The organism is Enterobacter sp. ODB01 (assembly GCF_001623605.1).
GTDB lineage: Bacteria > Pseudomonadota > Gammaproteobacteria > Enterobacterales > Enterobacteriaceae > Enterobacter > Enterobacter kobei.
In genome coordinates this window covers 1,884,578-1,910,900 of the sequence record NZ_CP015227.1, presented here as the reverse complement: position 1 = coordinate 1,910,900, position 26,323 = coordinate 1,884,578, and the positions used below count along the sequence as shown (strand labels likewise).

General features: G+C 55.8%; 25 protein-coding genes and 1 other RNA gene. 11 read left to right on the top strand and 15 right to left on the bottom strand.

The features are described from left to right. Nucleotides 1-11 precede the first annotated feature (11 nt). From acrB to A4308_RS09105, 5 genes are all read left to right on the top strand, one after another. On the top strand, nucleotides 12-3,158 hold the full coding sequence (gene acrB / locus A4308_RS09125) for a multidrug efflux RND transporter permease subunit AcrB (protein ID WP_014882803.1): 3,147 nt from the start codon (nucleotides 12-14) through the stop codon (nucleotides 3,156-3,158). A 511-nt stretch (nucleotides 3,159-3,669) separates the two neighbouring features. Continuing rightward, the gene (gene tomB, locus A4308_RS09120; protein WP_008499288.1) at nucleotides 3,670-4,044 is read left to right on the top strand and encodes an Hha toxicity modulator TomB; all 375 of its coding nucleotides are present in this window, start codon (nucleotides 3,670-3,672) and stop codon (nucleotides 4,042-4,044) included. A 27-nt stretch (nucleotides 4,045-4,071) separates the two neighbouring features. Beyond that, complete coding sequence (locus A4308_RS09115) at nucleotides 4,072-4,290, top strand: HHA domain-containing protein (protein WP_014882802.1); 219 nt, start codon at nucleotides 4,072-4,074, stop codon at nucleotides 4,288-4,290. A 209-nt stretch (nucleotides 4,291-4,499) separates the two neighbouring features. Further along, a complete protein-coding gene (gene maa, locus A4308_RS09110; RefSeq protein WP_063308497.1) occupies nucleotides 4,500-5,051 on the top strand; it encodes a maltose O-acetyltransferase in 552 nt (183 codons plus the stop codon). A gap of 118 nt (nucleotides 5,052-5,169) precedes the next feature. Next, nucleotides 5,170-5,637 (top strand): YlaC family protein, encoded by a 468-nt coding sequence (locus A4308_RS09105; RefSeq protein WP_014882800.1) that lies wholly within the window; start codon nucleotides 5,170-5,172, stop codon nucleotides 5,635-5,637. Here A4308_RS09105 and pdxR read toward each other — a convergent pair. Next, nucleotides 5,609-7,069, bottom strand: a complete 1,461-nt coding sequence (gene pdxR / locus A4308_RS09100) for a MocR-like pyridoxine biosynthesis transcription factor PdxR (RefSeq protein WP_014882799.1) — start codon at nucleotides 7,067-7,069, stop codon at nucleotides 5,609-5,611. The two genes, A4308_RS09105 and pdxR, sit on opposite strands and share 29 nt — an antisense overlap. Before the next feature lie 101 nt (nucleotides 7,070-7,170). Here pdxR and A4308_RS09095 point away from each other — a divergent pair, with 101 nt between their 5' ends. Then, entirely contained in the window at nucleotides 7,171-7,881 is a 711-nt protein-coding gene (locus A4308_RS09095) for a GNAT family N-acetyltransferase (RefSeq protein WP_063308496.1), read from the top strand. Here the strand turns inward: A4308_RS09095 and ykgO are convergent. Then, nucleotides 7,878-8,018 carry a type B 50S ribosomal protein L36 gene (ykgO, locus tag A4308_RS09090; RefSeq protein ID WP_003859006.1) on the bottom strand — a complete coding sequence of 47 codons (141 nt, stop codon included), beginning with the start codon at nucleotides 8,016-8,018 and terminating at the stop codon, nucleotides 7,878-7,880. The two genes, A4308_RS09095 and ykgO, sit on opposite strands and share 4 nt — an antisense overlap. A gap of 2 nt (nucleotides 8,019-8,020) precedes the next feature. Next, complete coding sequence (locus A4308_RS09085; RefSeq protein ID WP_010428154.1) at nucleotides 8,021-8,281, bottom strand: type B 50S ribosomal protein L31; 261 nt, start codon at nucleotides 8,279-8,281, stop codon at nucleotides 8,021-8,023. Nucleotides 8,282-8,502: 221 nt separating this feature from the next. On the opposite strand from A4308_RS09085, the gene A4308_RS09080 reads away from it, so the two are divergent. Next, complete coding sequence (locus A4308_RS09080) at nucleotides 8,503-10,068, top strand: EAL domain-containing protein (protein ID WP_045281682.1); 1,566 nt, start codon at nucleotides 8,503-8,505, stop codon at nucleotides 10,066-10,068. Here the strand turns inward: A4308_RS09080 and A4308_RS09075 are convergent. Beyond that, nucleotides 10,061-10,333: a metal-sensing transcriptional repressor gene (locus A4308_RS09075; RefSeq protein ID WP_032637313.1), complete on the bottom strand. Its 273-nt coding sequence runs from the start codon at nucleotides 10,331-10,333 to the stop codon at nucleotides 10,061-10,063. The genes A4308_RS09080 and A4308_RS09075 overlap by 8 nt on opposite strands. Nucleotides 10,334-10,467: 134 nt before the next feature. Between A4308_RS09075 and A4308_RS09070 the strand changes: the two genes are divergently transcribed. Further along, complete coding sequence (locus tag A4308_RS09070) at nucleotides 10,468-11,283, top strand: nickel/cobalt efflux protein RcnA (RefSeq protein WP_063308495.1); 816 nt, start codon at nucleotides 10,468-10,470, stop codon at nucleotides 11,281-11,283. A gap of 35 nt (nucleotides 11,284-11,318) precedes the next feature. Here the strand turns inward: A4308_RS09070 and A4308_RS09065 are convergent, their stop codons facing one another. The 3 genes from A4308_RS09065 to yczE all read right to left on the bottom strand — a co-directional run bounded on the left by A4308_RS09065 (nucleotide 11,319) and on the right by yczE (nucleotide 16,272). Next, entirely contained in the window at nucleotides 11,319-14,411 is a 3,093-nt protein-coding gene (locus tag A4308_RS09065; RefSeq protein ID WP_045281684.1) for a beta-galactosidase, read from the bottom strand. A 102-nt stretch (nucleotides 14,412-14,513) separates the two neighbouring features. Then, nucleotides 14,514-15,584 carry a LacI family DNA-binding transcriptional regulator gene (locus A4308_RS09060; RefSeq protein WP_063308494.1) on the bottom strand — a complete coding sequence of 357 codons (1,071 nt, stop codon included), beginning with the start codon at nucleotides 15,582-15,584 and terminating at the stop codon, nucleotides 14,514-14,516. A 76-nt stretch (nucleotides 15,585-15,660) separates the two neighbouring features. Then, on the bottom strand, nucleotides 15,661-16,272 hold the full coding sequence (gene yczE / locus A4308_RS09055) for a membrane protein YczE (RefSeq protein WP_014882793.1): 612 nt from the start codon (nucleotides 16,270-16,272) through the stop codon (nucleotides 15,661-15,663). A gap of 87 nt (nucleotides 16,273-16,359) precedes the next feature. Here yczE and yczR point away from each other — a divergent pair, with 87 nt between their 5' ends. After that, the gene (gene yczR, locus A4308_RS09050) at nucleotides 16,360-17,781 is read left to right on the top strand and encodes a MocR-like transcription factor YczR (protein ID WP_014882792.1); all 1,422 of its coding nucleotides are present in this window, start codon (nucleotides 16,360-16,362) and stop codon (nucleotides 17,779-17,781) included. 81 nt (nucleotides 17,782-17,862) lie between these two features. Here the strand turns inward: yczR and A4308_RS09045 are convergent, their stop codons facing one another. The 3 genes from A4308_RS09045 to ffs form a co-directional block, all read right to left on the bottom strand. After that, nucleotides 17,863-18,078 (bottom strand): hypothetical protein, encoded by a 216-nt coding sequence (locus tag A4308_RS09045; protein WP_023310588.1) that lies wholly within the window; start codon nucleotides 18,076-18,078, stop codon nucleotides 17,863-17,865. After that, nucleotides 18,075-18,326 (bottom strand): hypothetical protein, encoded by a 252-nt coding sequence (locus tag A4308_RS09040; protein ID WP_023310587.1) that lies wholly within the window; start codon nucleotides 18,324-18,326, stop codon nucleotides 18,075-18,077. The genes A4308_RS09045 and A4308_RS09040 overlap by 4 nt, the downstream gene beginning before the upstream one ends. 261 nt (nucleotides 18,327-18,587) lie before the next feature. Continuing rightward, nucleotides 18,588-18,684: signal recognition particle sRNA small type (gene ffs, locus A4308_RS09035), an RNA gene on the bottom strand. 170 nt (nucleotides 18,685-18,854) lie between these two features. Here ffs and A4308_RS09030 point away from each other — a divergent pair. After that, nucleotides 18,855-19,166 (top strand): MGMT family protein, encoded by a 312-nt coding sequence (locus A4308_RS09030; protein WP_014882790.1) that lies wholly within the window; start codon nucleotides 18,855-18,857, stop codon nucleotides 19,164-19,166. Nucleotides 19,167-19,199: 33 nt separating this feature from the next. On the opposite strand, the gene A4308_RS09025 is transcribed toward A4308_RS09030, so the two are convergent. Continuing rightward, nucleotides 19,200-19,727 carry a YbaY family lipoprotein gene (locus A4308_RS09025; RefSeq protein WP_045281686.1) on the bottom strand — a complete coding sequence of 176 codons (528 nt, stop codon included), beginning with the start codon at nucleotides 19,725-19,727 and terminating at the stop codon, nucleotides 19,200-19,202. Between the two features lie 203 nt (nucleotides 19,728-19,930). Between A4308_RS09025 and tesB the strand changes: the two genes are divergently transcribed. Beyond that, on the top strand, nucleotides 19,931-20,791 hold the full coding sequence (gene tesB, locus A4308_RS09020; protein WP_014882788.1) for an acyl-CoA thioesterase II: 861 nt from the start codon (nucleotides 19,931-19,933) through the stop codon (nucleotides 20,789-20,791). A gap of 95 nt (nucleotides 20,792-20,886) precedes the next feature. On the opposite strand, the gene amtB is transcribed toward tesB, so the two are convergent. The 4 genes from amtB to A4308_RS09000 form a co-directional block, all read right to left on the bottom strand. Beyond that, a complete protein-coding gene (gene amtB / locus A4308_RS09015; protein WP_014882787.1) occupies nucleotides 20,887-22,173 on the bottom strand; it encodes an ammonium transporter AmtB in 1,287 nt (428 codons plus the stop codon). A gap of 35 nt (nucleotides 22,174-22,208) precedes the next feature. After that, entirely contained in the window at nucleotides 22,209-22,547 is a 339-nt protein-coding gene (gene glnK / locus A4308_RS09010; RefSeq protein ID WP_008503304.1) for a P-II family nitrogen regulator, read from the bottom strand. 220 nt (nucleotides 22,548-22,767) lie between these two features. After that, on the bottom strand, nucleotides 22,768-24,549 hold the full coding sequence (locus A4308_RS09005) for a SmdB family multidrug efflux ABC transporter permease/ATP-binding protein (RefSeq protein ID WP_014882786.1): 1,782 nt from the start codon (nucleotides 24,547-24,549) through the stop codon (nucleotides 22,768-22,770). Further along, a complete protein-coding gene (locus tag A4308_RS09000; protein ID WP_045134720.1) occupies nucleotides 24,542-26,314 on the bottom strand; it encodes a SmdA family multidrug ABC transporter permease/ATP-binding protein in 1,773 nt (590 codons plus the stop codon). Before A4308_RS09000 ends, A4308_RS09005 begins: the two co-directional genes overlap by 8 nt. Between the last annotated feature and the right edge of the window lie 9 nt (nucleotides 26,315-26,323).

Sequence of the window (26,323 nt, the reverse complement as noted above, 5' to 3'; positions counted from 1 at the left end):
GCCGTTAAGACATGCCTAATTTCTTTATCGATCGCCCCATATTTGCGTGGGTGATCGCCATTATCATCATGTTGGCCGGGGGACTTGCGATCCTGAAGCTGCCTGTCGCGCAATATCCAACGATTGCGCCACCGGCGGTGACAATTTCCGCAACCTACCCGGGCGCTGATGCGAAAACGGTGCAGGACACCGTCACCCAGGTTATCGAACAGAACATGAACGGTATCGATAACCTGATGTACATGTCCTCAAACAGTGACTCAACCGGTACAGTACAGATCACCCTGACCTTCGAGTCAGGTACCGATGCTGACATCGCGCAGGTTCAGGTGCAGAACAAACTGCAGCTGGCAATGCCGTTGCTGCCGCAGGAAGTACAACAGCAGGGCGTGAGCGTCGAGAAATCGTCCAGTAGCTTCCTGATGGTTGTTGGCGTTATCAACACCAACGGCACCATGACGCAGGAGGATATTTCCGACTACGTGGGCGCCAACATGAAGGATGCCATCAGCCGTACTTCCGGTGTGGGTGACGTTCAGCTGTTCGGTTCTCAGTACGCGATGCGTATCTGGATGGATCCGAACAAACTGAACAACTTCCAGCTGACGCCGGTTGACGTGATTAACGCGATTAAAGCGCAGAACGCCCAGGTGGCAGCCGGTCAGTTAGGCGGTACACCACCTGTGAAAGGCCAGCAGCTTAACGCGTCCATTATCGCGCAAACCCGTCTGACCTCCGCCGATGAGTTCAGCAAAATCCTGCTGAAAGTGAATCAGGACGGTTCGCAGGTTCGCCTGCGCGACGTAGCGAAAGTGGAGCTGGGTGGCGAAAACTACGACATCATTGCGAAGTTTAACGGTAAACCGGCTTCCGGTCTGGGTATTAAACTGGCGACCGGCGCTAACGCCCTGGACACCGCCACGGCGATCCGCGCAGAGCTGAAGAAGATGGAACCGTTCTTCCCGTCAGGTCTGAAAATCGTCTACCCGTACGACACGACGCCGTTCGTAAAAATTTCGATTCATGAAGTGGTTAAAACGCTGGTAGAAGCGATTATCCTGGTCTTCCTGGTGATGTATCTGTTCCTGCAAAACTTCCGCGCGACGCTGATCCCAACCATCGCCGTGCCGGTCGTTCTGCTGGGGACCTTTGCCATCCTTGCGGCCTTTGGATTCTCGATAAATACCCTGACGATGTTCGGGATGGTGCTTGCCATCGGCCTGTTGGTGGATGACGCCATCGTGGTGGTAGAGAACGTCGAGCGTGTCATGGCGGAAGAGGGTTTACCGCCGAAGGAAGCAACCCGTAAATCCATGGGCCAGATCCAGGGCGCGCTGGTCGGTATCGCGATGGTACTGTCGGCGGTATTTATCCCGATGGCCTTCTTCGGCGGCTCTACCGGTGCGATTTACCGTCAGTTCTCGATTACCATCGTTTCCGCGATGGCGCTGTCGGTGCTGGTCGCATTGATCCTGACGCCTGCGCTGTGTGCCACCATGCTGAAGCCCATTCAGAAAGGCGGTCATGGCGAGCATAAAGGGTTCTTCGGCTGGTTTAACCGCATGTTTGACAAGAGCACGCACCACTACACCGACAGCGTGGGCAACATCCTGCGTAGCACCGGTCGTTATCTGCTGCTCTATATCATCATTGTCGTCGGCATGGCCTATCTGTTCGTTCGTCTGCCAAGCTCGTTCCTGCCTGATGAAGACCAGGGCGTGTTCCTGACGATGGCGCAGCTTCCGGCGGGTGCATCGCAGGAGCGTACCCAGAAAGTGCTGGATGAAGTGACGGACTACTACCTTACTAAAGAGAAAGCGAACGTTGAGTCCGTGTTTGCGGTTAACGGCTTTGGCTTTGCGGGTCGTGGTCAGAACACCGGTATCGCCTTCGTCTCTCTGAAAGACTGGGCGGATCGTCCGGGCGAAGAGAACAAAGTTGAGGCCATCACTGGCCGTGCAATGGGGACCTTCTCGCAGATTAAGGATGCGATGGTCTTCGCCTTTAACCTGCCAGCGATTGTTGAACTGGGTACCGCGACCGGTTTCGACTTCCAGCTGATCGACCAGGGCGGCCTGGGTCACGAAAAACTGACGCAGGCACGTAACCAACTGTTCGGCGAGGTGGCGAAACACCCTGACCTGTTGGTTGGCGTGCGTCCAAACGGTCTGGAAGATACGCCGCAGTACAAGATCGATATCGACCAGGAGAAAGCACAGGCGCTGGGCGTGTCCATCAGCGACATCAATACCACACTGGGCGCGGCCTGGGGCGGTAGCTACGTGAACGACTTCATCGACCGTGGTCGTGTGAAGAAAGTGTACGTGATGTCAGAGGCGCAGTACCGTATGTTGCCGAACGATATTAACAACTGGTACGTTCGCGGCAGCAATGGTCAGATGGTTCCGTTCGCGGCGTTCTCAACGTCACGCTGGGAATATGGTTCACCACGTCTGGAACGTTACAACGGTCTGCCATCAATGGAGATCCTGGGTCAGGCCGCACCAGGCCGAAGCACCGGTGAAGCCATGAACCTGATGGAAGAGCTGGCGAGCAAGTTGCCTTCTGGCATCGGCTATGACTGGACCGGTATGTCCTATCAGGAACGTCTGTCCGGTAACCAGGCCCCTGCCCTGTATGCCATTTCTTTGATTGTGGTATTCCTGTGTCTGGCGGCACTGTATGAGAGCTGGTCGATTCCGTTCTCCGTTATGCTGGTGGTTCCACTCGGGGTTATCGGTGCACTGCTGGCGGCGACGTTCCGTGGATTGACCAACGACGTGTACTTCCAGGTAGGCCTGCTGACAACCATTGGCTTGTCGGCGAAGAACGCGATACTTATCGTTGAATTCGCCAAAGACCTGATGGAGAAAGAAGGTAAAGGGCTTATCGAGGCGACGCTTGAAGCGGTACGTATGCGTCTGCGTCCTATTCTGATGACGTCACTGGCGTTTATCCTCGGCGTACTGCCGCTGGTTATCAGCTCTGGCGCGGGCTCCGGTGCGCAGAACGCGGTCGGTACTGGCGTGATGGGCGGTATGATCACCGCGACCGTGCTGGCTATCTTCTTCGTTCCGGTGTTCTTCGTGGTGGTTCGCCGCCGCTTCAGCCGCAAAAATGAAGATGTTGAGCACAGTCATTCGGTAGAACCGCACTGATACCGGTTTCACATCATAAAAAGGCCGCATTAGCGGCCTTTTTCATTTTAAGAAAAAATCATAAAATACGCTTATTGTGGTTTTATTTATTTTCTGCCAGCGTAACAGGACATATCATAAATAACGCATAACGTAATCCGAGAATACAGGATTTTTTTAAATTCATTTCTTCGGTCAGAGGGTTAGGAATATTCCTAATTAAAAGTTCGGAAAAACAGAACTCCGGATTTGAACTTTTTCTTCAGGCGCAAACCTAAGCTAATGAAACGTAAGGAAGCTAACAAAACAAGCGTTAATCTGGATAAAAATGTTCCGTTCCGGATGAACATTTGCGTAGAGTCTCGCAGCCTGCGGTTTTATTTGTAATTTTTCGTAATAGCGCGGTGAAATCCAGACAGGAGTGGCTTATAGTTAGGTTATCAGGAACACAGCACTCATGTAGCTAAGTCAGTTGTATCCATCCCGACAATGATGTTCGGTGAGTAATAAATCACTCAGAAGGGGATGCGCTATGGACGAGTACTCGCCAAAACGGCATGATATCGCGCAGTTGAAATTTCTCTGCGAATCCTTGTACCATGACTGCCTTGCCAATCTTGATGAAAGTAACCATGGCTGGGTAAACGATCCAACGTCTGCCATCAATTTACAGTTGAACGAGCTTATCGAGCATATCGCTACCTTCGCACTTAATTATAAAATTAAGTACAATGAAGATAATAAGCTCATTGAGCAAATTGATGAATACCTGGACGACACCTTTATGTTGTTCAGTAGTTACGGCATTAACGCGCAAGATTTGCAAAAATGGCGCAAATCGGGAAACCGACTATTCCGCTGTTTCGTCAACGTGAGCAGAGCTAACCCCGTTAGCCTTTCCTGTTAAAATTATTACAATTACTAAGGTGAATTTATGTCTGAAAAACCACTCACAAAGGTCGATTATTTGATGCGCTTACGCCGTTGTCAGTCAATTGACACCCTCGAACGCGTCATTGAAAAGAATAAATACGAGCTTTCTGATAATGAACTGGCGGTATTTTATTCAGCTGCTGACCATCGCCTCGCTGAGCTAACGATGAATAAGTTATATGACAAAATTCCCACATCCGTGTGGAAATTTGTACGTTGATCTTTGAAGTGTGTCTGTAGAGGTTCTACGCCACGTTCTAAGCTGTATTCACCTGTCCCGTTATGCTCCCTGTGCGAAAGCCAGGTCTCCGTGTTAAACGCGCTCATCAGCAACAATGTTGTGACTCTGCTCACATCGGCTTTTCGGGAACGTTCCCCTCCTGGCCAGTTGCGATTACCCTTCAGGAATCACATCCAGAGAGGTTTACGATGAGCATTGAAAAACAGAAGATGATTTCAGGTGAACATTACCGCCCGGGTGATGAGACACTACGCGCCGACAGACTGCGGGCACGCCATCTCATCCATCGCCATAACCACACTGCGCCTGATGAAAAAACAGAACGCCAGACCATTCTGGCGGAACTGCTGGGGCAAAGTGAAGGGGCTTATATTGAGCCGAGTTTCCGCTGTGACTATGGATATAACATTTATCTGGGCAAAAACTTTTACGCGAACTTCGATTGCGTGATGCTGGATGTGTGTCCTGTTCATATCGGCGATAACTGTATGCTCGCGCCGGGTGTTCATATTTATACAGCAACCCATCCCCTGGATGCGGAGGAACGTAATAGCGGCGTCGAGTTTGGTAAGCCCGTCACTATTGGCAATAATGTCTGGATTGGCGGACGGGCGGTCATTAACCCAGGCGTTACCCTGGGTGACAACGTGGTCGTCGCTTCCGGTGCCGTCGTGACGAAAGACGTCCCGTCTAATGTCGTCGTTGGGGGTAACCCGGCGAAGATCATCAAAACGCTGTAAGATCCCGGGGGAGTCAACTGTTATGGTCTTTTAGCGCCTGACTGTTACTTTTTTCAGCGGGATGGCTCCCCTAAAATTGGCAGACACCCTGTATTGTCTACACGCATAAAGGCAAAAAATGACCGAGATACAGCGCCTGCTTACCGCCACCATCGACGATCTTAACCTCCGCGAAAAGCGCGATAATCGCCCGCGCTTTAGCATCAGCTTTATCCGCAAACATCCCGGACTGTTTGTCGCAATGTATGCCGCCTGGCTGGCAACGCTTATTGTGATGCTGAAGTCCGAAACGCTGGTGGACTCCGTCTGGCTACTGGTTGTGTTATTTGTCGTCTTTAACGCTTTTTTCTTTTTCGACGTGAATCCCCGCTACCGTTACGAAGATATCGACGTGCTCGATTTCCGGGTCTGCTACAACGGTGAATGGTACAACACGCGTTTCGTGCCTGCGGAGCTTATCGAGAGCATCATGCACTCTCCGGCCGTTGAAACCGTGCAAAAAGAGAAGCTGCAAAAAATGGTTTCCACCAAAGGTCAGCTCTCTTTCTATGATGTCTTTACTCTTTCTCGCCCTGCTGCTGCGTAATTAACGCCTGCAGGCGTCGGATACCCGGCACAAACTGCGAAGCAGAGGTATTGCCATAGCCTAAAACCAGACCGGTTTGCCCCTGCTTCGCCTCCAGGTAGTACCCGCTCAGCGCAGCGGGTGCCAGCTGAAATGCCCTCGCCTTCTCCGCAAGCCTCTGGTCATCAATACCGTCAATCGTCACCGTCAGGTGCATCCCGCCCTCTCCGGCAAGAATACGGTGTGGGGTGTGAAGCGCTGTGCTCAGCGCCTCGCGCAGCTGGCGGTAACGTTTACGATAAAGCCGACGCATGGCAGCAAGATGACGGGCATAGTGACCTTCTTCAATGAACAGCGCGAGGGTGCGCTGCTCCGCACGATGCCCGCCGCGCAGCAGCGAGCCAATGGCAGGGCGTGCCGCCTTCGCCAGTGCGGGCGGTAGCACCATAAACCCCATTCTGAGTGACGGAAACAACGTTTTGCTGAAGGTTCCGAGATACACAACAGGGGCGTTATTCACCATTCCCAGCATGGCCGGTACGGGCTCACCGGCATAACGGAACTCGCTGTCGTAATCATCTTCAATGATCCATGCGTTGTGCTGTCGGGCCAGCTCCAGCAACGCCAGCCTCCGCCGAGCGCTGAGCACGCTTCCGTAAGGGAACTGATGCGAGGGCGAAGTGAAAATCAGCGTGGGGGAAGGCGCATTCCGCCCTTCCCAGCACATTCCCTCATCATCCACCGGCATTCCCGTCATTGTCAGGCCGGTTTTGACAAAGGCACTTTTGGCTCCGGCATAGCCGGGGTTTTCTACCCAGGCAACATCGCCTGGTTCGCTCAACAGTATCGTGCACAGATTAACCCCTTCAAGCGCCCCTTCGGTTATCACTATCTGGCTGGCGTCGCAGTCAATGCCCCGGGAGAGCGCGAGGTGGCGAGCAATCGCCGCACGAAGCGACGGCTCTCCGGCCGGATCGCCATACCCAAGCAGAGCGTTCCCCTCCTCGCGCAAGACGCGATCGTACAATCGCCGCCACAGCGGCAACGGGAAATAGTTGATGGCGGGCGTTCCCGGCGTAAATGCCATGACCGGAGTATCACGCTGCACCGGCGCAGGCAGATGAGTGACCCGTTTTGCCAGCACAACCTCAGGCGCCGGCAATGTCCGGATGCGTGCGCGATGCGCAAAGTGTGCCACCTTTGTCCCCTGCCGGTTACGCAGCAAATAGCCTTCAAGCGTGAGCTGATCCAGCGCCGCGTTAACGGTGTTCCGGGAAACCGCGAGCTGCTGCGCCAGCGTGCGCGAGCCGGATAGCTGGCTACCGGACTGAAGTTTCCCGCTGAGGATGGCCTCTCGCAAAGCCAGATAGAGCGCCCGCTGGAGTGTCTCGTCCCCACGCTTTTTCAGTGCAGCATGGAGCAAAGTATAAAATTCATCACCCGGTATATTCATATCATCTCCTTGTGGTACCAACAAAACATAGCCGAGTGGTGCTTTTTAAGGAACCAGCAATTCACTAGTCTGAAGCTCTTTTCAACGTCACGGAAATGAAGATGAAGACATTCAATGAGTTTGGACAACCCGTGGGCGACGCCCTTATCGACTGGCAGCCTCGACCCCATCCGTCCCGGGTGGTACTGCAGGGGCGTTTTTGTCGGCTTGAACCGCTGCGCGTGGCGCATGCCGAGGCGCTCTTCTCCGCCTATTCCCTGGCCGAAGACACCCGTAGCTGGACGTGGCTGCTGCGCGAACCTGATGCCACGGCCGCCGAGTATGCCGAATGGGTGGCGAGCGTGAGTGATTTATCTGACCCGATGCACTTTGCCGTCATTGATAATCAGACCCAGTCTCCGGTCGGAACGCTGGCCCTGATGCGGATCGATCCGAAAAACGGCGTCGTGGAGGTGGGTCACGTTCATTTCTCGCCCCTGTTGAGCCGCACGCCAATGTCGACAGAAGCGCAATACCTGCTGATGCGGTACGTGTTTGATACCCTGGGCTATCGGCGATACGAATGGAAGTGCAACAGCCTGAACGCACCTTCACGCAAAGCCGCACTGCGCCTGGGTATTCAGTTTGAAGGGCGGTTTCGCCAGGCGCTGGTCATAAAAGGCCGTAACCGGGATACCGACTGGTTTTCGATTCTCGACAAAGAGTGGCCGGCGCTGGCGAACGCCTTTGAAAGCTGGCTTGCCGCCGACAATTTTACCGCCGATGGCAAACAGAAAAGATCCCTGGAAAGCTGGCGAGAAATACGCGCCTAGCGTCTTTTCTTACGCCCCTGAACCGCCTTAAAGCGCGGATTGGATTTGCAAATCACGTATAAGCGTCCCTTGCGTTTGACTATCTGGCAATCCGGGTGACGCTGTTTCGCACTGCGCAATGAGTTAAGCACCTGCATCATTACCCCCGCTTCGCATTAAGAAAACCGCCAAAACGCTTACGGAAGCGCGCCGCGCTGCCATCCGTGGAGAACGTTTTTTGCTTACCGGTATAAAACGGGTGCGATTTCGAAGAAACCTCGATGGTGATGTATGGATACGTTTCACCGTCGAGTTCAATTTCGCGGTCAGTTTTAATGGTTGAGCCGACTTTAAAGTATTCATTGGCACTGGTGTCGTGGAATACCACAGTGCGATACGCTGGATGGATATCGGGTTTCATCATCAATCTCTCATGTTTTGTTATAACATAACAAAATAATATCCAGCCCTTGTTGAAAAAACAACCCCCCTTTTGCCACTGATATTTTTCGGGTTTACCTGAGATAAAATAAAAACCAGGCCGCCCACGTGCTATAACTGTATCATTTCGCGGTAAAATCTTTCTCTTCAGGCGGGGAACTCAGCGTCCGGATTTCGACATATGAGAAAGGAAACGACAGCATGAATACCCGACATCTGGTCAGTCTGGTGACTGGCATACTTATCTTTTCTGTGCTGGTTCCCATTTGCCTGAGCATCTGGCTGGCGCATCGCCAGGCGGAAGAGAAATTTGTCGATGCGCTGGATAACTATGCTTCTCGTGTGCTGATACGAACCGACAGGGTCCTGGCTCAGGCAAAAGATGCGCTTAATCATCTGCAAACGTATGACGGCGTGCCGTGCAGCCCTTCGCATTTGAAAGAGATGCGCCGGGCCGCGTTTTCCTGGCGATATGTCCAGGAAGCGATCTATACCGACAACCTGAAACCACGCTGCTCCTCGCTGGAGCAATCCAGCCATGCCTCCCCCTTCCCCCCACCAACGCGCATTACCCGGGATGGTTACAGCGCATGGCTGACGGCGCAAAACGATCTGGGATTTCACCGCTACATGGTTGTGCTGGGCAAAGGCCGCTACCTTGTCATGATCGATCCTGACTCGCTGGTGGATGTGATCCCTTTCGGGGAAATAGCCATCGACGCCGCCCTGGTCGGAACCGCAACACACCGCATTTTTGCCAGCACTAATCCACTCGCGCCGCATATCCGCGAGATGATTCAGGAACGAGAGGGAGACCGCGTCCAGTACAACGGTTCAATGTACGTGATGAAGCCTGTCCCTGAGTTGGGCTTTACCGTCGTGACCTGGGCTCCGCTCAAACCTTTGGCTGATACCTGGCACAGGCAACTCCTTTTCTGGTTACCGTTTGGCATGTTGATAAGCTTGCTCGCCGCACTGTTTGTCTTGCGGATACTGCGTCGCATCCAGTCGCCCCGCAATCGCCTGCTTGACGCCATTAACAGCCGGGATTTTGTGGTTCACTATCAGCCCATCGTGGCGCTCTGTAGCGGGAAAGTGGTGGGGGCAGAGGCGCTGGCGCGCTGGCCTCAGCCAGATGGCAGCAGCCTCTCGCCGGATATTTTTGTTCCCCTTGCTGAACAAACCGGGCTCATCTCGCAGCTCACGCAGTTAGTCATTGAAAAAGTGTTTGAAGATATGGGCCACTGGTTGCAACACCACCCCGATCAGCATATCTCCATTAATCTCGCCCCTGCCGATTTGACCTCCGGCAAACTGCCACCATTGCTGAGTAAGTTAATGAATAAATGGCAAATTCATCCGCGACAAATCGCTCTTGAGCTCACCGAACGCGGTTTTGCCGACCCTAAAATCAGCGCCCCGGCTATCGCCGCGCTACGCCATTCCGGTCACCCTGTCTATATTGATGACTTTGGCACGGGCTACTCCAGCCTGAGCTATCTGCAGGATCTCGACGTAGATACGCTCAAAATTGATAAATCGTTCGTGGATGCGCTGGAGTACAAAAACGTCACGCCGCACATTATTGAAATGGCGAAATCGCTGAAGCTGGCGATGGTGGCGGAAGGTGTCGAGACCGAAGGGCAGCTCGCGTGGCTGCACCGTCATGGGGTGCAGTATGGGCAGGGGTGGTTCTACAGTAAGGCGCTGCCAAAGACGGAATTTATCCTGTGGGCTGAAAATAACCTCGGCAGGCACGTTACTTGAGGTAGGATTTGATCACCTGCAACACTACGCCAAGATCGGCTTCACGCTGCGCCTCTTCAGGCTCTTTCACGACATGATCGGTGAGATGCCCTTCAATCACCTGCATCATCATGCCATTGACTGCCCCACGGATCGCCGCCAGCTGCTGTAGCACCTCGGCGCATTCGTGATCGCGGTTAAGCATTTTTTCGAGGGCAGTGCTCTGCCCCTGAATTTTCTTCAGGCGAGTCAATAACATCTTCTTGTCGCGAACGGTATGTGACATCTCTGTCTCCCTCAGTTTATGGCGTTTAAAGCATATCACGCTCTACTCCCCCTGAGTATTTTTCTACTGGGGGGTAGTATATTACTACTGGGGGGGAGTAGTATTTGCACACGCTTTCCACCCTGGAACATTCAATGACCGATTTTGCTTCACTTCTGCAGCAGGGTAATGCCTGGCTGTTTGTTCCCAGCGCTATCCTGCTCGGCGCGTTACATGGTCTGGAACCGGGCCATTCCAAAACCATGATGGCTGCCTTTATCGTGGCCATCCGCGGCACGCTGAAACAGGCTGTACTGCTGGGTCTGGCGGCAACGCTATCCCATACGGCGGTGGTCTGGATCATTGCCATGGCAGGGTTATGGTTTGGTCGGGGCTGGGATGCTCATACGTCCGAACCCTGGTTCCAGCTGTTCTCCGGGGTGTTGATCGTTTTAATCGCCCTGTGGATGGCATGGCGAACCTGGAAAGAGAGCCAGCCGCACGATCATCACCACCACCATCATGACCATGAACATGAACATGAACATGAACATCATCATGATCACCACCACCCGCTTGTTAAAGAGGAGTGGCAGGACGCCCACCAGCGCGCCCATGCGCAGGATATTAACCGGCGTTTTAATGGACAACATGTGACCACGGGACAGATCGTGATGTTTGGCCTGACAGGCGGGCTTATTCCCTGCCCGGCATCCATCACGGTTCTGCTGATCTGCCTTCAGTTAAAGCATTTTGCGCTCGGCGCGACGCTGGTATTCAGCTTCAGTATCGGTTTGGCGTTGACGCTGGTCGCGTCCGGGGCGATTGCCGCCCTTAGCCTCAAACACGCGACCAAACGCTGGCCTGGCTTTAGCGAACTGTCCCGCAAAGCACCGTGGATTTCCGCTGCGCTGATTACCGTGGTAGGGATTTACATGAGCCTGCACGGCCTGAGCGGCATCCTGGCATAAGCCTGCGGCCACGTCAGGTGGCCGCATCTCAAGGGTCAGCTGAGGTTCTGCTGCCAGCTGAAGCGATAACGAAGCTGGCGCGTCTGCAGGAGAAATTCCGGCGAGACGCTGGGGCTCCAGGAGTCATCGCCGCCCACGCCCATGTGGAACGCGTCGAGGTTGAGCCAACACCCCGGCTCTTCGCGCAACAGGTGATGATGGGTTGTCTCGCGCAACTGCTGCTGGCTGTAGCGGCTTATTGAGAAGTGGAACCGGCCATTCAGCAGATGCGTTCCTGCCACAAGTTCGCGGGTATCGCAGCGCAAACCATTTTCCGTCGGGAAGATATACGGCGTGTGCATCGCCTCCAGGGGCAATGTCCAGCGCCCCTGCTGTGCCGCCAGCTTTCTGTCCGGGTAATTTTCGTGCGGCCCCAACCCCAGCCAGTGAACGTTTTCCGGCGCTTCGGCGAGATGAACGCTCAGGCCAATCCGCGCGGGTTCCGGGATATCAGACGCCATATCGACCTGAATATCACCATGCAGAACGCCCTGCTCGTCCACCCGCCAGGTTTTACGGCTCAGGAACAGCGCTTTGCCGTGGTACTCCCAGACATGCAGGGTATTGACCACCACCTCGCGAGCATGCTGCTCTGCATCACAGGACAGTACGCGGGAGGTGAGATCGTACATACCCGCTGCTTTCCAGCGTTCAACCCACGCGTTCGGATCGATTTTCGTCGCTTCGCTCACGCCAATGTCATTATCCAACGGCGCGCGGCTGAAGCTATCCGTCACGGGCGAAATCAACAGTTCCACGCCATCTCGCCACCATTGGGTCAGGTTTCCGGAAGTGCAATCGAACTGCCAGCGCTGCTGCTGATGCGTTATCTCCAGCATGAGGTCATGTTGCGTCAACACGGGAGGTTCGCCCGCAGACACTGTCGGCGCAATAAAGAGAGGAACCGGGAGCGGCCACTGCTCCCACGCGCAGCGATGGCCAGCCGGTGACCACGGCGTTGCCCGCGGCTGGCGAACCTCAACATTCAGCCAAACCTCTCCCGGCCCGGCCTTCGGCGCCGGCAGATCGAGCTCCAGACGCTGGGTGCCCTCGGGAACCATCGCGAGCGTGACCTCGCCCGCGGCCAGCACCTCTCCATCACGTGCAATCGTCCAGCTCAGCACCTCGTTATCGGTGTGGCGGAACAGGTAGCCGCTTTGCACCTCAATCACCAGCGGAGCAGTGCTCGCCAGCGTAAAGGTAAAGAACTGCTGGGCGCGCTGCGCTTCGTACAGCGCCGGATGCGGGGTTCGGTCGGGGAATACCAGACCATTGAGGCAAAACTGCCGATCGTTCGGCTTATCGCCAAAGTCTCCGCCATACGCCCAGAACGCGTTACCCTTTTCGTCTTGCTTCGTCAGGGCCTGATCGACCCAGTCCCAGACAAACCCGCCCTGCAGGCGAGGATGATTGCGAAACGCCTGCCAGTATTTCGCAAACCCACCAAAGCTGTTGCCCATCGCGTGGGCGTATTCGCAGAGGATCAGCGGACGCGTTTCATCCGGCATGCCGATCCATTTCTTGATTGACCATTTAGGGACTGCCGGGAAAGGCTGATCCTGATCGACCCGGGCGTACATCGGGCAGACAATATCGGTCGCTGCCGTATTCGCCCCGCCGCCTTCATACTGCACCGGGCGAGTCGGGTCGGTGGTTTTCAGCCAGCGGTACAGCGCATCGTGGTTCGCACCGTGGCCGGATTCATTGCCCAGCGACCAGATAATAATCGAAGGATGATTTCGGTCGCGCTGCACCATGCGGGTCACGCGCTCGCTCATGGCAGGTAGCCAGCGCGGATCGTCAGCGAGGCGGCTCATCGGCACCATACCGTGCGTTTCGATATTCGCTTCGTCAACGACGTACAGCCCATAACGATCGCAAAGCCGGTACCACAGCGGATGATTAGGATAGTGCGAGCAGCGCACGGCGTTGAAGTTGTGCTGCTTCATGATTTCGATATCGCGACGCATAGTTGCTTCATCCATCACCTGGCCGTTTTCAGGGTGGTGCTCATGTCGGTTAACGCCGCGGATCAGCAGCGGTTTACCGTTGAGCTTGAGCAGGCCATTGCTGACGTCAACGCGGCGGAAGCCAACGTCGCATGCCTCGACCTCGACCACCTCACCCTGCGGGTTGAGAAGCGCAATCGTCAGGCGATACAGTTCCGGCGTTTCAGCACTCCACAGCGCAGGGTGCTCGACGGGGATCGCCACCGTTAACCGCTCAGCCCAGCCGCCACGCTCGTCCACAATGGCAGAGCCTGGCCGCTGGGTCGCGCTGGCACAGCGTTCACCGTTGCGCCACAGAGTTATCGTGACATCGCACTCCGCGTAGCGAGCGCCTGTCAGCGCGACCGCCACTTTCAGCACCGCGCGGTCCAGCTCAGCGTTCAGGTCCGTCAACACATGGTAATCGGCGATCTGCGTTTCGGGTTTATGCAGCAAAGTGACGTCGCGGAAAATGCCGCTCATCCGCCACATGTCCTGGTCTTCAAGATAACTGCCGTCGCACCAGCGCAGTACCATGACCGCCAGGCGGTTCTCCCCGGCGCGCAGCGCCGCCGAGAGATCGAATTCGGCGGGCAAGCGGCTGTCCTGGGAATAGCCTATCCACTGTCCGTTGCACCAAAGATGAAACGCCGAGTTCACGCCGTCAAAGATAATGCGGGTTTGCCCGCCGTGGAGCCAGGCGTCATCCACCTCAAATGTGAGCGAGTAACATCCGGTTGGGTTCTCTTGTGGAACAAAAGGCGGCGTGACGGGAATGGGATAGGTGACGTTGGTGTAGATGGGCGTGTCAAATCCCTGCATCTGCCAGTTAGACGGCACGGGCATCGCAACGGCGTCCGCGCAATCTTCCGTTACCCATGCCTCCGGGACTTGCTCGGGTGCAGGAAAATAATTAAACCGCCACGCCCCGTTAAGAGAACGTCTGCTGACTGACTCCTCGTCGTTCAGGGCCGAGGATTCATGGCGCCAGCTGTGTAACGGCGCATGAGCCGACAGCCGGTTCCACTGGGTAACGCCGTGGTTTTCCCAGTCCCGTCGGGCCAGAATGGCACCGAGCGTCGGTGATAAAGTGTTGGGCATACTAACCTCTTTGCGAAGCGCTCACAATTTTGGTTAACATGCCCTGGCACTGAGCGAGGGTAAAGCATTCCATCGCGGAGCAGCGAGTCAGATCACAAAGTTTTATTTACGCGCAAGCTGCTCTGCCAGGAGAGCCAGGCGTCTGAGCTGCTCCGCCAGATCCTCTTGTTCGGCCTGCTGCAGATGGCGGCGCGCGGTGGAGTGACGGATCACCAGCGTAACCGGCAGCTGAACCTGCCAGCACGCATCGCCCTGGAGGGGGTCCAGCAGCCACGTCACGCTGCGTTCGCCCGCCTGGCGAAACGCCTGGCGAACGGTCGTCAGCGGCGGCGAAAACCAGGCACTGTCGGCCGTATCGTCAAACCCGACTACCGATAGCTGGCCAGGGATCGCTACCCCTTTTTCCGCGCAGGCGCGCATCACCCCAAGCGCCATTTGATCGTTCGCCACCAGAATCGCCTCCGGTAATACCGTACCCGACAGCAGCATATGCCCTTTCTCATAACCGCTGGCCGCGCTCCAGTCACCGTATTCCACGGCAACCGCGTCAAGGCCGGCCTGTGCCAGCGTCGCTTGCCATCCGGCCAGACGCGCACGCGCAGAGACCGAGCTTTCCGGTCCGCTCAACAAAGCAATATGCTGATGCCCCAGCGAAAGCAGATGCTCAACGCCCAGACGCGCCCCTTCCTCTGCGTTAAACACGAGGCTGTTTACCTGCGCTGAGAGCGATACATCCAGAAACAGCACCGGAACGGGCGATGCCAGCGCCCTGAGCTGTTCAGCGTGAGGATCGTCAAGCGGCACATTGACCAGCAGTGCTTCCACCCGCTGCGCCAGCAACGCCTGAAGCGCGGCCTGACACTGGTGCGGTTGCTCTACCATGGAAATGAGGACACTCGCCCCCTGTTCCGCTGCCCGGGATTTTACCGCCGAGACGATTTGTGAAGGCGCGTGCAGCGCCAGATCGGTCGTAATAAGACCCAGCGTACGGGTGCGTTTACCCGCCAGCTGTTGTGCCCGCAGGTTAGGCACATAGTGCAGTTCCGCCATTGCCTGCTGCACCTTTTCCCGCGTGCGGGCAGAGACATGCTCCGCGTCGTTAATCACGCGGGAAACGGTCTGATAAGAAACCCCCGCAAGGGAGGCGACATCATAGAGAGTGATTGCTTTCATGCTTTCTGGCATCGCGATAGTCGAAGCGACTATTCTGCCACAGCGATGCCGTTAAAACATGTGAGCGCTTCGCAAATTAAACAACCCGTTCCGGCTGAGGAACGTTCTCATTGCGCGACTTCTGGCGGAACCAGGGCATACAGAGCTGAATAAGCGGACCAATGGTCAGGGCATACAGTACGGTTCCTACGCCAAACGTACCGCCAAGCACGCACCCAATCAGCAGGACGGACACTTCGATTGTGGTTCGCACGCTGCGAATGGACCAGCCCAGCCGGGCGTGAATGCCTGTCATCAGACCATCGCGCGGGCCGGGCCCGAAACCGGCACCAATGTACATACTGGTGGCAATCGCGTTCATCACAATGCCCGATACCAGGAAAGCGATTCGCACAGGTAACGAACTCAGCTCGGGGATGAGCGCCATGCTGGCGTCTGCCGCCAGACCGATACAAATCACGTTACTGATCGTGCCGAGTCCGGGCATCTGGCGCAGGGGGATCCACAGCAGCAGCACCGCAGCGCCGGTCAAAATGATCACCGTCCCGATACTCATCCCCAGCTGTAGCCCGACGCCGAGGTGAAATACATCCCACGGATCAACCCCCAGATCCGAGCGAATAAACATCGTGGTAGAGAGGCCATACAGACCCAAACCGACATAAAGTTGTAGCAGACGACGTACCATTTTTTATCTTCTCCCGATAACCAGGCTTTCATCCTGACCTAAAATGGCACTATGATTAATGTCCAGTTTTCAAATAGTGGACTGCATATGTCATCACGCCGCTTTGGAAGTCAGTCTCTGGTACGCCTTTTAGGCCACTGGCAGCAAGCTTCATCCCGCACCCCGCTCTGGCGCCAGCTGGCTGACGCGTTGCGTCTGTTAATCCTTGATGGCCGACTGGCATTAAATACGCGACTGCCGGGTGAGCGTGAGCTGGCTACGGCGCTGGACGTGAGCCGGACCACCGTCAGCAGCGCCCTCGCCCATCTGCGCGAGGAGGGATATCTTGAAAGCCGCCACGGCAGCGGGTCGCGCGTGATCCTCCCGGATACGCGCGCCGTTCCTACCCTTTCAGCGGCGAGTGCCGCACTGGATCTCTCCACTGCCGCCCTCAATGCCGGGCCAGAGATCCACCAGGCTTATACCCACGCGCTGACGGCTATTACCCAGCACCTCTCGCTGACGGGCTACGACCAGCTTGGGCTGCCTGCGCTTCGGGAAGCTATAGCGGCACGCTATACCGAACGGGGTCTTCCCACCCGCGCAGACGAAGTCATGGTGGTCAACGGTGCCGTCAGCGGTTTTGCGCTGATATTGCGGATGTTAACCGGGCCGGGAGATCGCGTCGTGGTCGATCACCCTACCTATCCGCTGGCGATTGCCGCCATTCAGGGGGCACAGTGCCGGCCCGTTGGGGTGTCGCTGCCGGATACAGGCTGGGACACGGATGGTTTTGCCGCCACGCTTGCCCAGACCGCACCGCGCCTGGCTTACCTGATGCCTGATTTTCACAACCCAACCGGGCGTTGTATGGATATCGCAACCCGTCAGGCGATCGCCGATATTGCCGCACAAACCCGCACGACGCTGGTTGTAGATGAAACGATGGTCGATCTCTGGTTTGACTCGCCCCCACCGCCACCGCTGGCATCATTTAACCGGGAGGCAACCGTCATGACATTAGGCTCCGCCGGAAAAAGCTTCTGGGGCGGGCTGCGTCTCGGCTGGATCCGCGCCTCTTCACGTACCATCGCCACCCTCGCCCAGACGCGGGATACGCTTGATCTGGGCTCGCCGCTGCTGGAGCAACTGGCGACGCTGTGGCTTATCAACAATAGCGAACGTTTTCTGCCCGCTCGCCGCAAGATGCTTGCGGAACGGCGCGATCGATGCAGTGAACTGCTGCGTGAACATTTTCCCGAGTGGCGATTCCATGAGGCGGAAGGCGGACTGTCTTACTGGATCGAACTTCCCGGCATGCTGGCGACACAGCTTGCCGCGCGGGCAGAAATCATCGGGATTAACCTGGGAACGGGCACACGGTTTGGCTTATCGGGGGCGTTTGACCGCTTTTTGCGCATGCCCTTCTCGCTGGAGCCAGCGGAAATGGAAGCGGCGTTACTGCGGATTAAACCCTTATGGCGTGCATTACATTCAAATGAGCCGGCCATCAAACGCAGTCTGGTTTAAGAATAAAAAGTTTGAAGGGGATCATAAAATAAAAACTGCTGACTGTAATATATGCAGTCAGCAGTTTTCACTGGACAACAATTAATGTTGCGGAGGAATAGGGAAACCTTTCAGCGAAATAACGAAGTTATCACCGTCTTTCTTTATTTTTGCACCGGTATCACACCAGTCAGACGCAATACGAAAGAACTCATCGCTTCCAACATTCCAGCCAAGACGTACATGCTTCACATAGCCTGAGCGCAAGAGATCGCAGGCCTCGTTGTAGTCACTGGCAGTTGACAGTTGTTGTTTCATTTTCTCTTCTTCAGAAGTTTACGTAGTGCTTTGATTTCTTTAGGAGTAAAAGGAGAAACACTCTCTTCTTCCGTATGCTGATTATCAATATCTTCTTCCGATACTCCCGCCTCTTCTACTGCTTCAAACGCCAGCAGCAGCAGTTTCTCTGTGGTCACGCTTAAATTCTCGTTATTCACTTCCGCATAGTGGCGAAGCCTTTCTTTTAGCGCGTCGTCAATTTTAACATTTAAAACCGCAGTAGCCATGTTTGTCACTTCCCTTCGGAATAAGTACTTTATGTAATACACGAAGTTAACACTGTTATCCAGATTTATATTTTTTTGAATTTTGGTGTTAAATAGACGTCCAATTATAAAATGCCAGTCTATTATTACAGGTTTATGACAATAATATTTCAGCACGATGAAATATATATTACAGCGTCTAGGCGTTAAAGTATTGTGGAATAATGACTACCGAGAGAGGTAACGCAGGAAGGTTTGTACGAGGCCGTAAATGGGTGGGGGCCCTGCCAGCTACATCCCGGCACCCACGTCGTCTGCCCTGGCTGCTTCCTTCCGGACCTGACCTGGTGAACAGAGTAGCGTTGCGGGAGAACCAACAGAGCCCCCATTGAGAGCGTTGATAACCAACGCGCTGGCGCATTATCCCTGTGCGAAGACCCAATTGCAAGCGACCCGGAACCGGATGCTGGTTTATTGCGCAAACAGGCGCAGCAATCAGGGCAATCTTCGTTTACCATGGCTGTCCAGATGATCCCCACAGGTGCAGGTATGGACGAACACGACTCCTTTCCCCAACGCGTATGGCAAATTGTGGCCTCAATCCCGGAAGGCTACGTCACAACCTATGGTGATGTCGCACAGCTGGCCGGTTCACCGCGCGCGGCGCGACAGGTAGGCGGCGTTCTTAAACGGCTGCCGGAAGGAAGCACGCTGCCCTGGCATCGCGTGGTGAATCGTCATGGTGCCATCTCGCTGACCGGACCGGATCTCCAGCGCCAGCGCCAGGCATTACTGTCAGAGGGTGTGCAGGTATCGGGATCGGGACAGATTGATTTGCAAAAGTACCGGTGGGTGTACTAACCCCTCCCCCGAAGGAGAGGGTGATAGCAACAATTACATCTGGGTCGGTGGGGTTGGCAGGGACGGCTGATTGGTCTGTGGAGCAACCGGCACTGCGGTTTGCTGTACGGGAACCAGATTCAGGTCGACTTTAGTCCCACCGTGGTTAATGGCTTCCTGAACCGTATCGGTAATAAAGACCAGCTTATCGTTGATCGTTACCGCGGCACTCAGCAGGATACGGGCATTCGGCTGTACGTCTGACGGGTTATATGGCAGCACGAAGCTAAATGGCGCCTGCTTACCTTCAGTACGAACCGCACGCTGAGCCAGGACTTTCGACGGTGCGTCGGCCAGAGAAGCATCAGACAGCGTGACCGTTAATACCGCATCCGGCGGCAAAGCGACTCTCTGTTTGATCCAGATGGTACCGGAAACATTAGGCTGCTGAATGGATTGCTGTGAAAGGGTATTAATCCCGTTTGGATCGGCTGCAGGTACCGGCACCTGGGCGCTCTTACCGGCACAGGCGGACAACGCCACCGCAATAGCTACACCACTTAGCATAGGCACGAGTTTCATTGAAGTCTCCTTATCATCAATGCACCAGCGGGATCGATCCCATCCGATGTCGTTTCAATCACATAACATATTCAAGTGTGGCACAGATCACCGATTAATGCCTGAAAACGTGCCGATATTAAGATTATTCTACCCATCGGACCACTTACATTTCTGCGTTATACTCTGCCTATCTTTCGCTACGGCGTTTATTGAGGACAACTATGAGTCAGGCACTGAACAATCTGCTGACATTACTGAATCTGGAAAAAATTGAGGAAGGACTCTTTCGCGGACAGAGTGAAGATTTAGGCTTGCGCCAGGTCTTCGGTGGGCAAGTCGTTGGACAAGCGCTGTACGCGGCAAAGGAGACCGTCCCGGCAGACCGTCTGGTGCATTCGTTCCACAGCTATTTCTTACGCCCTGGCGATAGCGCAAAACCCATTGTGTATGATGTTGAAGTTCTGCGTGACGGTAATAGTTTCAGTGCCCGCCGCGTGGCGGCCATTCAGAACGGTAAGCCCATCTTCTATATGACCGCCTCGTTCCAGGCACCGGAACCGGGATACGAGCATCAGAAAACGATGCCGCCGGCACCGTCGCCAGACACGCTCAAATCAGAGACCGATATCGCCCGTGCGCTGGCGCATCTGCTTCCGCCGCAGGTCAAAGAGAAATTTCTGTGCGATAAACCGCTGGAGATCCGCCCCGTCGAGTTCCATAACCCGATGAAGGGTCACACCGCCGAGCCGAAACGTCAGGTCTGGATCCGCGCCAACGGTACCGTGCCGGAAGATTTCCGCGTGCATCAGTATCTGCTCGGGTATGCGTCAGATTTTAACTTTCTGCCGGTGGCGCTGCAGCCGCACGGCGTCGGGTTCCTCGAAAAAGGGATGCAGGTCGCGACCATCGACCACTCCATGTGGTTCCACCGTCCCTTCAACATGAATGAGTGGCTGCTTTACAGCGTGGAGAGTACATCGGCATCGAGCGCTCGCGGGTTTGTGCGTGGAGAGTTTTATACGCAGGACGGCGTGCTGGTCGCTTCAACGGTGCAGGAAGGGGTAATGCGTAATCGCGGTTAATAACGTGCGGCCTGATGCCCTCACCCTGGCCCTCTCCCACAGGGAGAGGGAATAAACATTAAAAACGGCAATCGAGATTGCCGTTTTGCTGTTGGTTATGCGTTATACGCATTCTCGCCGTGGCTGTTCACATCCAGACCTTCGCGCTCCTGCTCTTCCGGTACGCGCAGACCCACAGTCATGTCCGCCAGCTTGTAGCCAATAAAAGCGACAACGGCAGACCACACCACAGTGATAGCAATACTTTCCAGCTGCACCAGTACCTGATGAACCATAGTGACACCTTCTGCATAGCCCACGCCACCCAGCGATTTCGCGGCGAAGATACCGGTCATGATACAGCCGACGATGCCGCACACACCGTGCACACCAAATACATCGCAAGGGTCATCAACGCGCAGCACGCGTTTCAGTGCCGTAACGCCCCACAGACCTGCAAGACCTGCAACCAAACCTACCAGCAGCGCACCACCGACACCCACATAACCACAGGCAGGCGTGATACCGACCAGGCCCGCGATTGCGCCAGAACAGGCACCCAACAGGGAAGGTTTACCGCGCACCGCCCACTCACCGAAGACCCAGGAGAGGATCGCACCGGCTGTGGCCACGACGGTGTTCACGAAGGCCAGCGCGGCGATTTCGTTTGCTGCGCTTGCAGACCCGGCGTTGAAGCCAAACCAGCCAAAGTAGAGGATCGCGGTACCGGTAAAGACCATCGGCAGGTTGTGCGGTTTGAACGCTTCTTTACCGAAGCCCACGCGTTTGCCAATCAGGTATGCGCCAACCAGACCCGCTACCGCGGCGTTGATATGTACGACGGTACCGCCCGCGAAGTCCAGCGCGCCGTGCGTTGCCAGCAGACCGCCGCCCCAGACCATGTGCGCAATCGGCACATAGGAGAGCGTCAGCCAGACCACCACAAAGATCAGAACGGCAGAGAAACGAATACGCTCGGCCAGCGCGCCTACAATCAGCCCGACGGTGATGCAGGCGAACGAGCCTTGGAACGCAACGTGAATATACTGGTAGAAACTGCCCATCAGCGCGGTCAGCTCAATATTTTTCAGCATCACCCAGTCAAAGTTACCGAAGAAGGCGTTGCCGGTGCCAAAGGCCAGCGAGTAACCGTAAACCACCCACAGCACGCAGACCAGTGCGAAGGTCACGGCTACCTGGGTCAGCATGGAGAGAACGTTTTTGCCACGGATCAGACCGCCGTAGAACAGGGCAATCCCCGGAATTGACATGAACAGCACCAGCGCGGTGCTGATCATCATAAAGGCGTTATCGGCTTTATCTGCCACCGCAGGGGCAGCCAGCGCGAGGCCCGGCAGCAGTGCCAGCGAACCCAGACCCGTTTTAAGTGTTGCTATCTTCATTTTCTCGATCCCTATCACTGTGTGCCAGGAGTTACTTACAGTGCCGCTTCGTCAGATTCGCCGGTACGAATGCGAATGACGCGCTGCAGTTCGGCAACGAAAATTTTGCCGTCGCCAATTTTGCCTGTGTAGGCCGCTTTGCTAATGACATCAATGACTTCATCAAGCTGATCGTCAGCAATCGCGACATCAATTTTTACTTTTGGCAGAAAGTTAACGCTGTATTCCGCCCCGCGGTAAAGCTCGGCATGACCCTTCTGACGACCAAAGCCTTTCACTTCGGTGACAGTCAGTCCCTGAATACCCATGGAAGACAACGCTTCACGCACGTCTTCGAGTTTGAATGGTTTGATTACAACCGTAACCAGCTTCATAGATCCCCTCCAGTCAGAATTCGGTAATGGCCGCAGCTTACGCAGAAGGTATTGCAAGGGGTGTGCCAGAAATGAAAACCAGAAGGAACTGCGGTGCAAAGAGCGCTACACGGCCTTGATAAACGAACCGGTGAAAAAAAACGCACCATGCCGGTGCAGGGTGCGTTTCCGTTTTGCACCAACAGGAATGACTGTTAGCGCGTCGCCTCATTTTGGTGCATCAGGCGCTCAGCGATTCTTCCTCACGCACGCTGGCCGCCAGCTCTTCGCCTGCCAGCTGAAGCTGATACATCTGCCAGTAACGTCCTTTGGCTTCCAGCAGTTCACGGTGCGTACCCCGTTCAACGGCCTGGCCGCGATGTAGCACCAGAATGGTATCAGCATCAACGATGGTGGAAAGACGGTGGGCAATCACCACCAGCGTCGTATGGTCACGCACGGCCGACAGCGCCTGCTGGATGGCCTGCTCGGTACCGGAGTCAATACTGGCTGTCGCTTCATCCAGAATCAGAACCTGCGGCGTTTCAATCAGCACCCGCGCCAGGGCGAGGAGCTGTTTTTGCCCGACGGAGAGATTGTTCCCCTGCTCGCCCAGCTTCGTATTGATCCCCTCACTAAACCCGCGCGCCAGATCCGCCAGCTGCACTTTTTCCAGTACCTCCCAGACCTGCTCCTGCGTGTAGTCCCGCCCCAGGGTCACGTTCGCATAGAAGGTATCGGCCAGGACGACCGGATCCTGCTGCACCATCGCGACGCCTTTACGCAACACGTTGTGGCTAAGAGACGCGAGCGGACGTCCGTCGATCCGGATTTCACCGTGCGTAACCGGGTAGTACCCCATTAACAGGCTGGCGAGGGTGCTCTTACCGCTTCCCGTATGGCCCACCAGCGCCACGAAACCACGCGACGGAACATCAAGTGAGATATCCTGCAACACCAGCCGGTCTTCGCGATAGGCAAACGAGACATTATCAAAATCAATGGCACCGCTTTGCAAAGGTCGCTCATCGTTGCCGTAGGCCTGTCGCGGCCGGTCCATCAGCTCGAACACACGCTCACCGGCGACCACCGCCTGTTGCAGCATAGACTGCTGGGTGGTGAGTTCGATCAGCGGTTCGTTAAGGCGCCCCAGATAGCTAATAAAGGCGTACAGCACCCCCACTTCAATCGTACCGTTAGCGCTCAGCCCAAACAGCATCAGGAGACCGCAAAGCACCAGCGCAGAGAAAAGGCTCAGCAGCGGACGCAGCAGAAAACCGTCAAGCCGCAGCGTCTGCATGCGTGCCATATAGTGCGAGCGGCTGGCTTCGCCCATCCGTTCACCAAAGCGCGCCTGCTGGCGGAACTGCTGGATAACGCTCATGCCGTTGATGACTTCGTTGAAGCCATCGTTGATGTCGGCCAGATAGGCTCGTACCCGACGCACGATTGGCGTGCTGTAGCGCTGGTAGATGACCATGACGATCAGCACCGCCGGGAAGATCGTGATCGCCACCAGCGCCATGCGCCAGTCGAGACTGAACATTGCCACCAGCATCGCACCAATCAGCGCCGCGCTGCGGAGCACCGTCGCCACCACGGTGACGTACAGATCGCGGATCACCTCGGTATCGTTGGTTACCCGGGAGATAACCTGCCCGACCGGCTGAATATCAAACTCGCTGAGCGGCTGGCGAAGCGCGGCGTCCATTACATCCGTACGCAGCTGCTGAACGACACCGACGGCTGCGCGGTTAAACAGCAGCGACTGCGCATAGTGCAGCCCTGCAGCCGTCAGCTGTAACCCAACGTAAGCAACGCCTAAACCCGCCACCAGCCCCAGGGGCAGGTAGCTTTTGGCGACCATATTGTCGATAAAGTAACTGATGAGCAGCGGCCCGCTCACTTCTGCAATCGCCGCTATCCAGAGTAAAAGCACGGCCACGGACAGCGGTTTACGCCACGGCGAGCCGTAGGCCAGCAGACGTTTGAGCGTCGGCCACATCGTTCCGAGCTTACGCATTAGCGGCCTCCTCATTCTGTTCGGGGGCATCGTCCAGCGCCGCTTCAAGCTGTTGATAGCGATACATATCGCGATACCAGCCCGGTTGCTCAACAAGATTTTCATGCTGCCCGCGCTGGGCAATGTGCCCGTGCTGCAATACCAGAATTTCGCTGGCTTCGGTCAGCGCCGACAAACGGTGAGCGCTGATAATCACCGTGCGACCGTCACCCCACTGACGCAGGTTATGCAGGATCTGGTGCTCGGTACGGCCATCCACAGCGGAGAGCGCATCATCCAGGATCAGGATTTCGGCATTCAGCAGCAGCGCACGGGCAATCGAAATACGCTGTTTCTGCCCGCCGGACAGCATGACGCCACGCTCTCCGACTTCCGTTTCGTACCCCTGCGGCAGACGCAAAATATCATCATGCACGCTGGCTAAACGCGCCACATGCTCGATCTCCTCCTGCGTCGCCGCAGGGCATCCGAGGGCGATGTTATTCGCCACGGTGTCCGAAAATAAAAACGGCGTCTGGCTGACCACCGCCAGGCGGCCACGCCACTCATCCAGCAGCAGGTTCTTCAGGGGGATATCATGGAAACGAATATCCCCTTCGGTGACGTCAAAGTGGCGCTGGAGCAGAGAGAGGACGGTACTTTTTCCGGCCCCCGTCGGACCACAAATACCCAACATCTGGCCGGGCTGAAGCGTAAAGCTAACGTTCTCCAGTACCGGATGCGCCGTCTGCGGATAGACAAATTGACGGACGTCGACCTTCATTACGCCACGCCCTTCCGGGACCGCTTCGCTGCCGTCAGTCACCACCGGCGCTTCGGCCAGCATGGCGCGAATGCGGCTGTAGGCGGCGCTGCCCCGCTCCACAATGTTGAACATCCAGGCTAAAGCCAGCATCGGCCAGATCATCAGCCCGAGATACATCGCAAAACTGGTCAATTGTCCCAGGGTTAACGTCCCCTGTACCACCATCCAGCTACCGCCTCCGATAGCCAGCAGGTTAGCCATGCCAATCGCAACATAGATTGTCGGGTCAAAACGGGCGTCAATGCGCGCGACGCGCATGTTCTTCGCCCCCGTGTCTGCCGCATCGGCGGCAAACAGCGCGGACTGCCGGTCCTCCAGACCAAAGGCTTTGATCATGCGAATGCTGGTCATGCTCTCCTGAGTGCGATCGTTCAGAGACGAAAATGCCGCCTGCGCCAGTTTGAAGCGCTCGTGCAGCTGTTCGCCGTAGCGATTGATCGCCAATGCCATCAGCGGCATCGGCAGCAGCGCCAGAAGGGTCAACTGCCAGCTGATCTGCGTGGACATGACAATCAATACCGCACAGCCCATCACCAGCGAATCCACCAGCGTTAATACCCCTTCTCCGGCGGCGAAGACCACGCGATCAACATCGTTCGTGGCTCGGGCGATGAGGTCCCCGGTGCGATGGCGCAGATAAAATTCGGGATGCTGTCGGCTCAGCTGGCGGTAAAAATCTTCACGCAGCTCAACGGCCAACTGATAGGACGCACCAAACAGCAGCACGCGCCAGACGTAGCGCAGGAGATAAACAATGACGGCCGTCAGCACCAGCGTGCCGACCCACATCAACACCCGTGCGGTGGTGTAATGCTGTTCGGTGACGCCATCCACGACGTACCCCACCACTTTCGGCGGGATCAGCTGCAGAATGGCAATGATAATAAGCAGGGCCACTGCACCGAGGTAGCGTTGCCACTCCCGACGAAAGTACCAGCTTAATTGGGCAAATAATCGCACGCGGTTTGT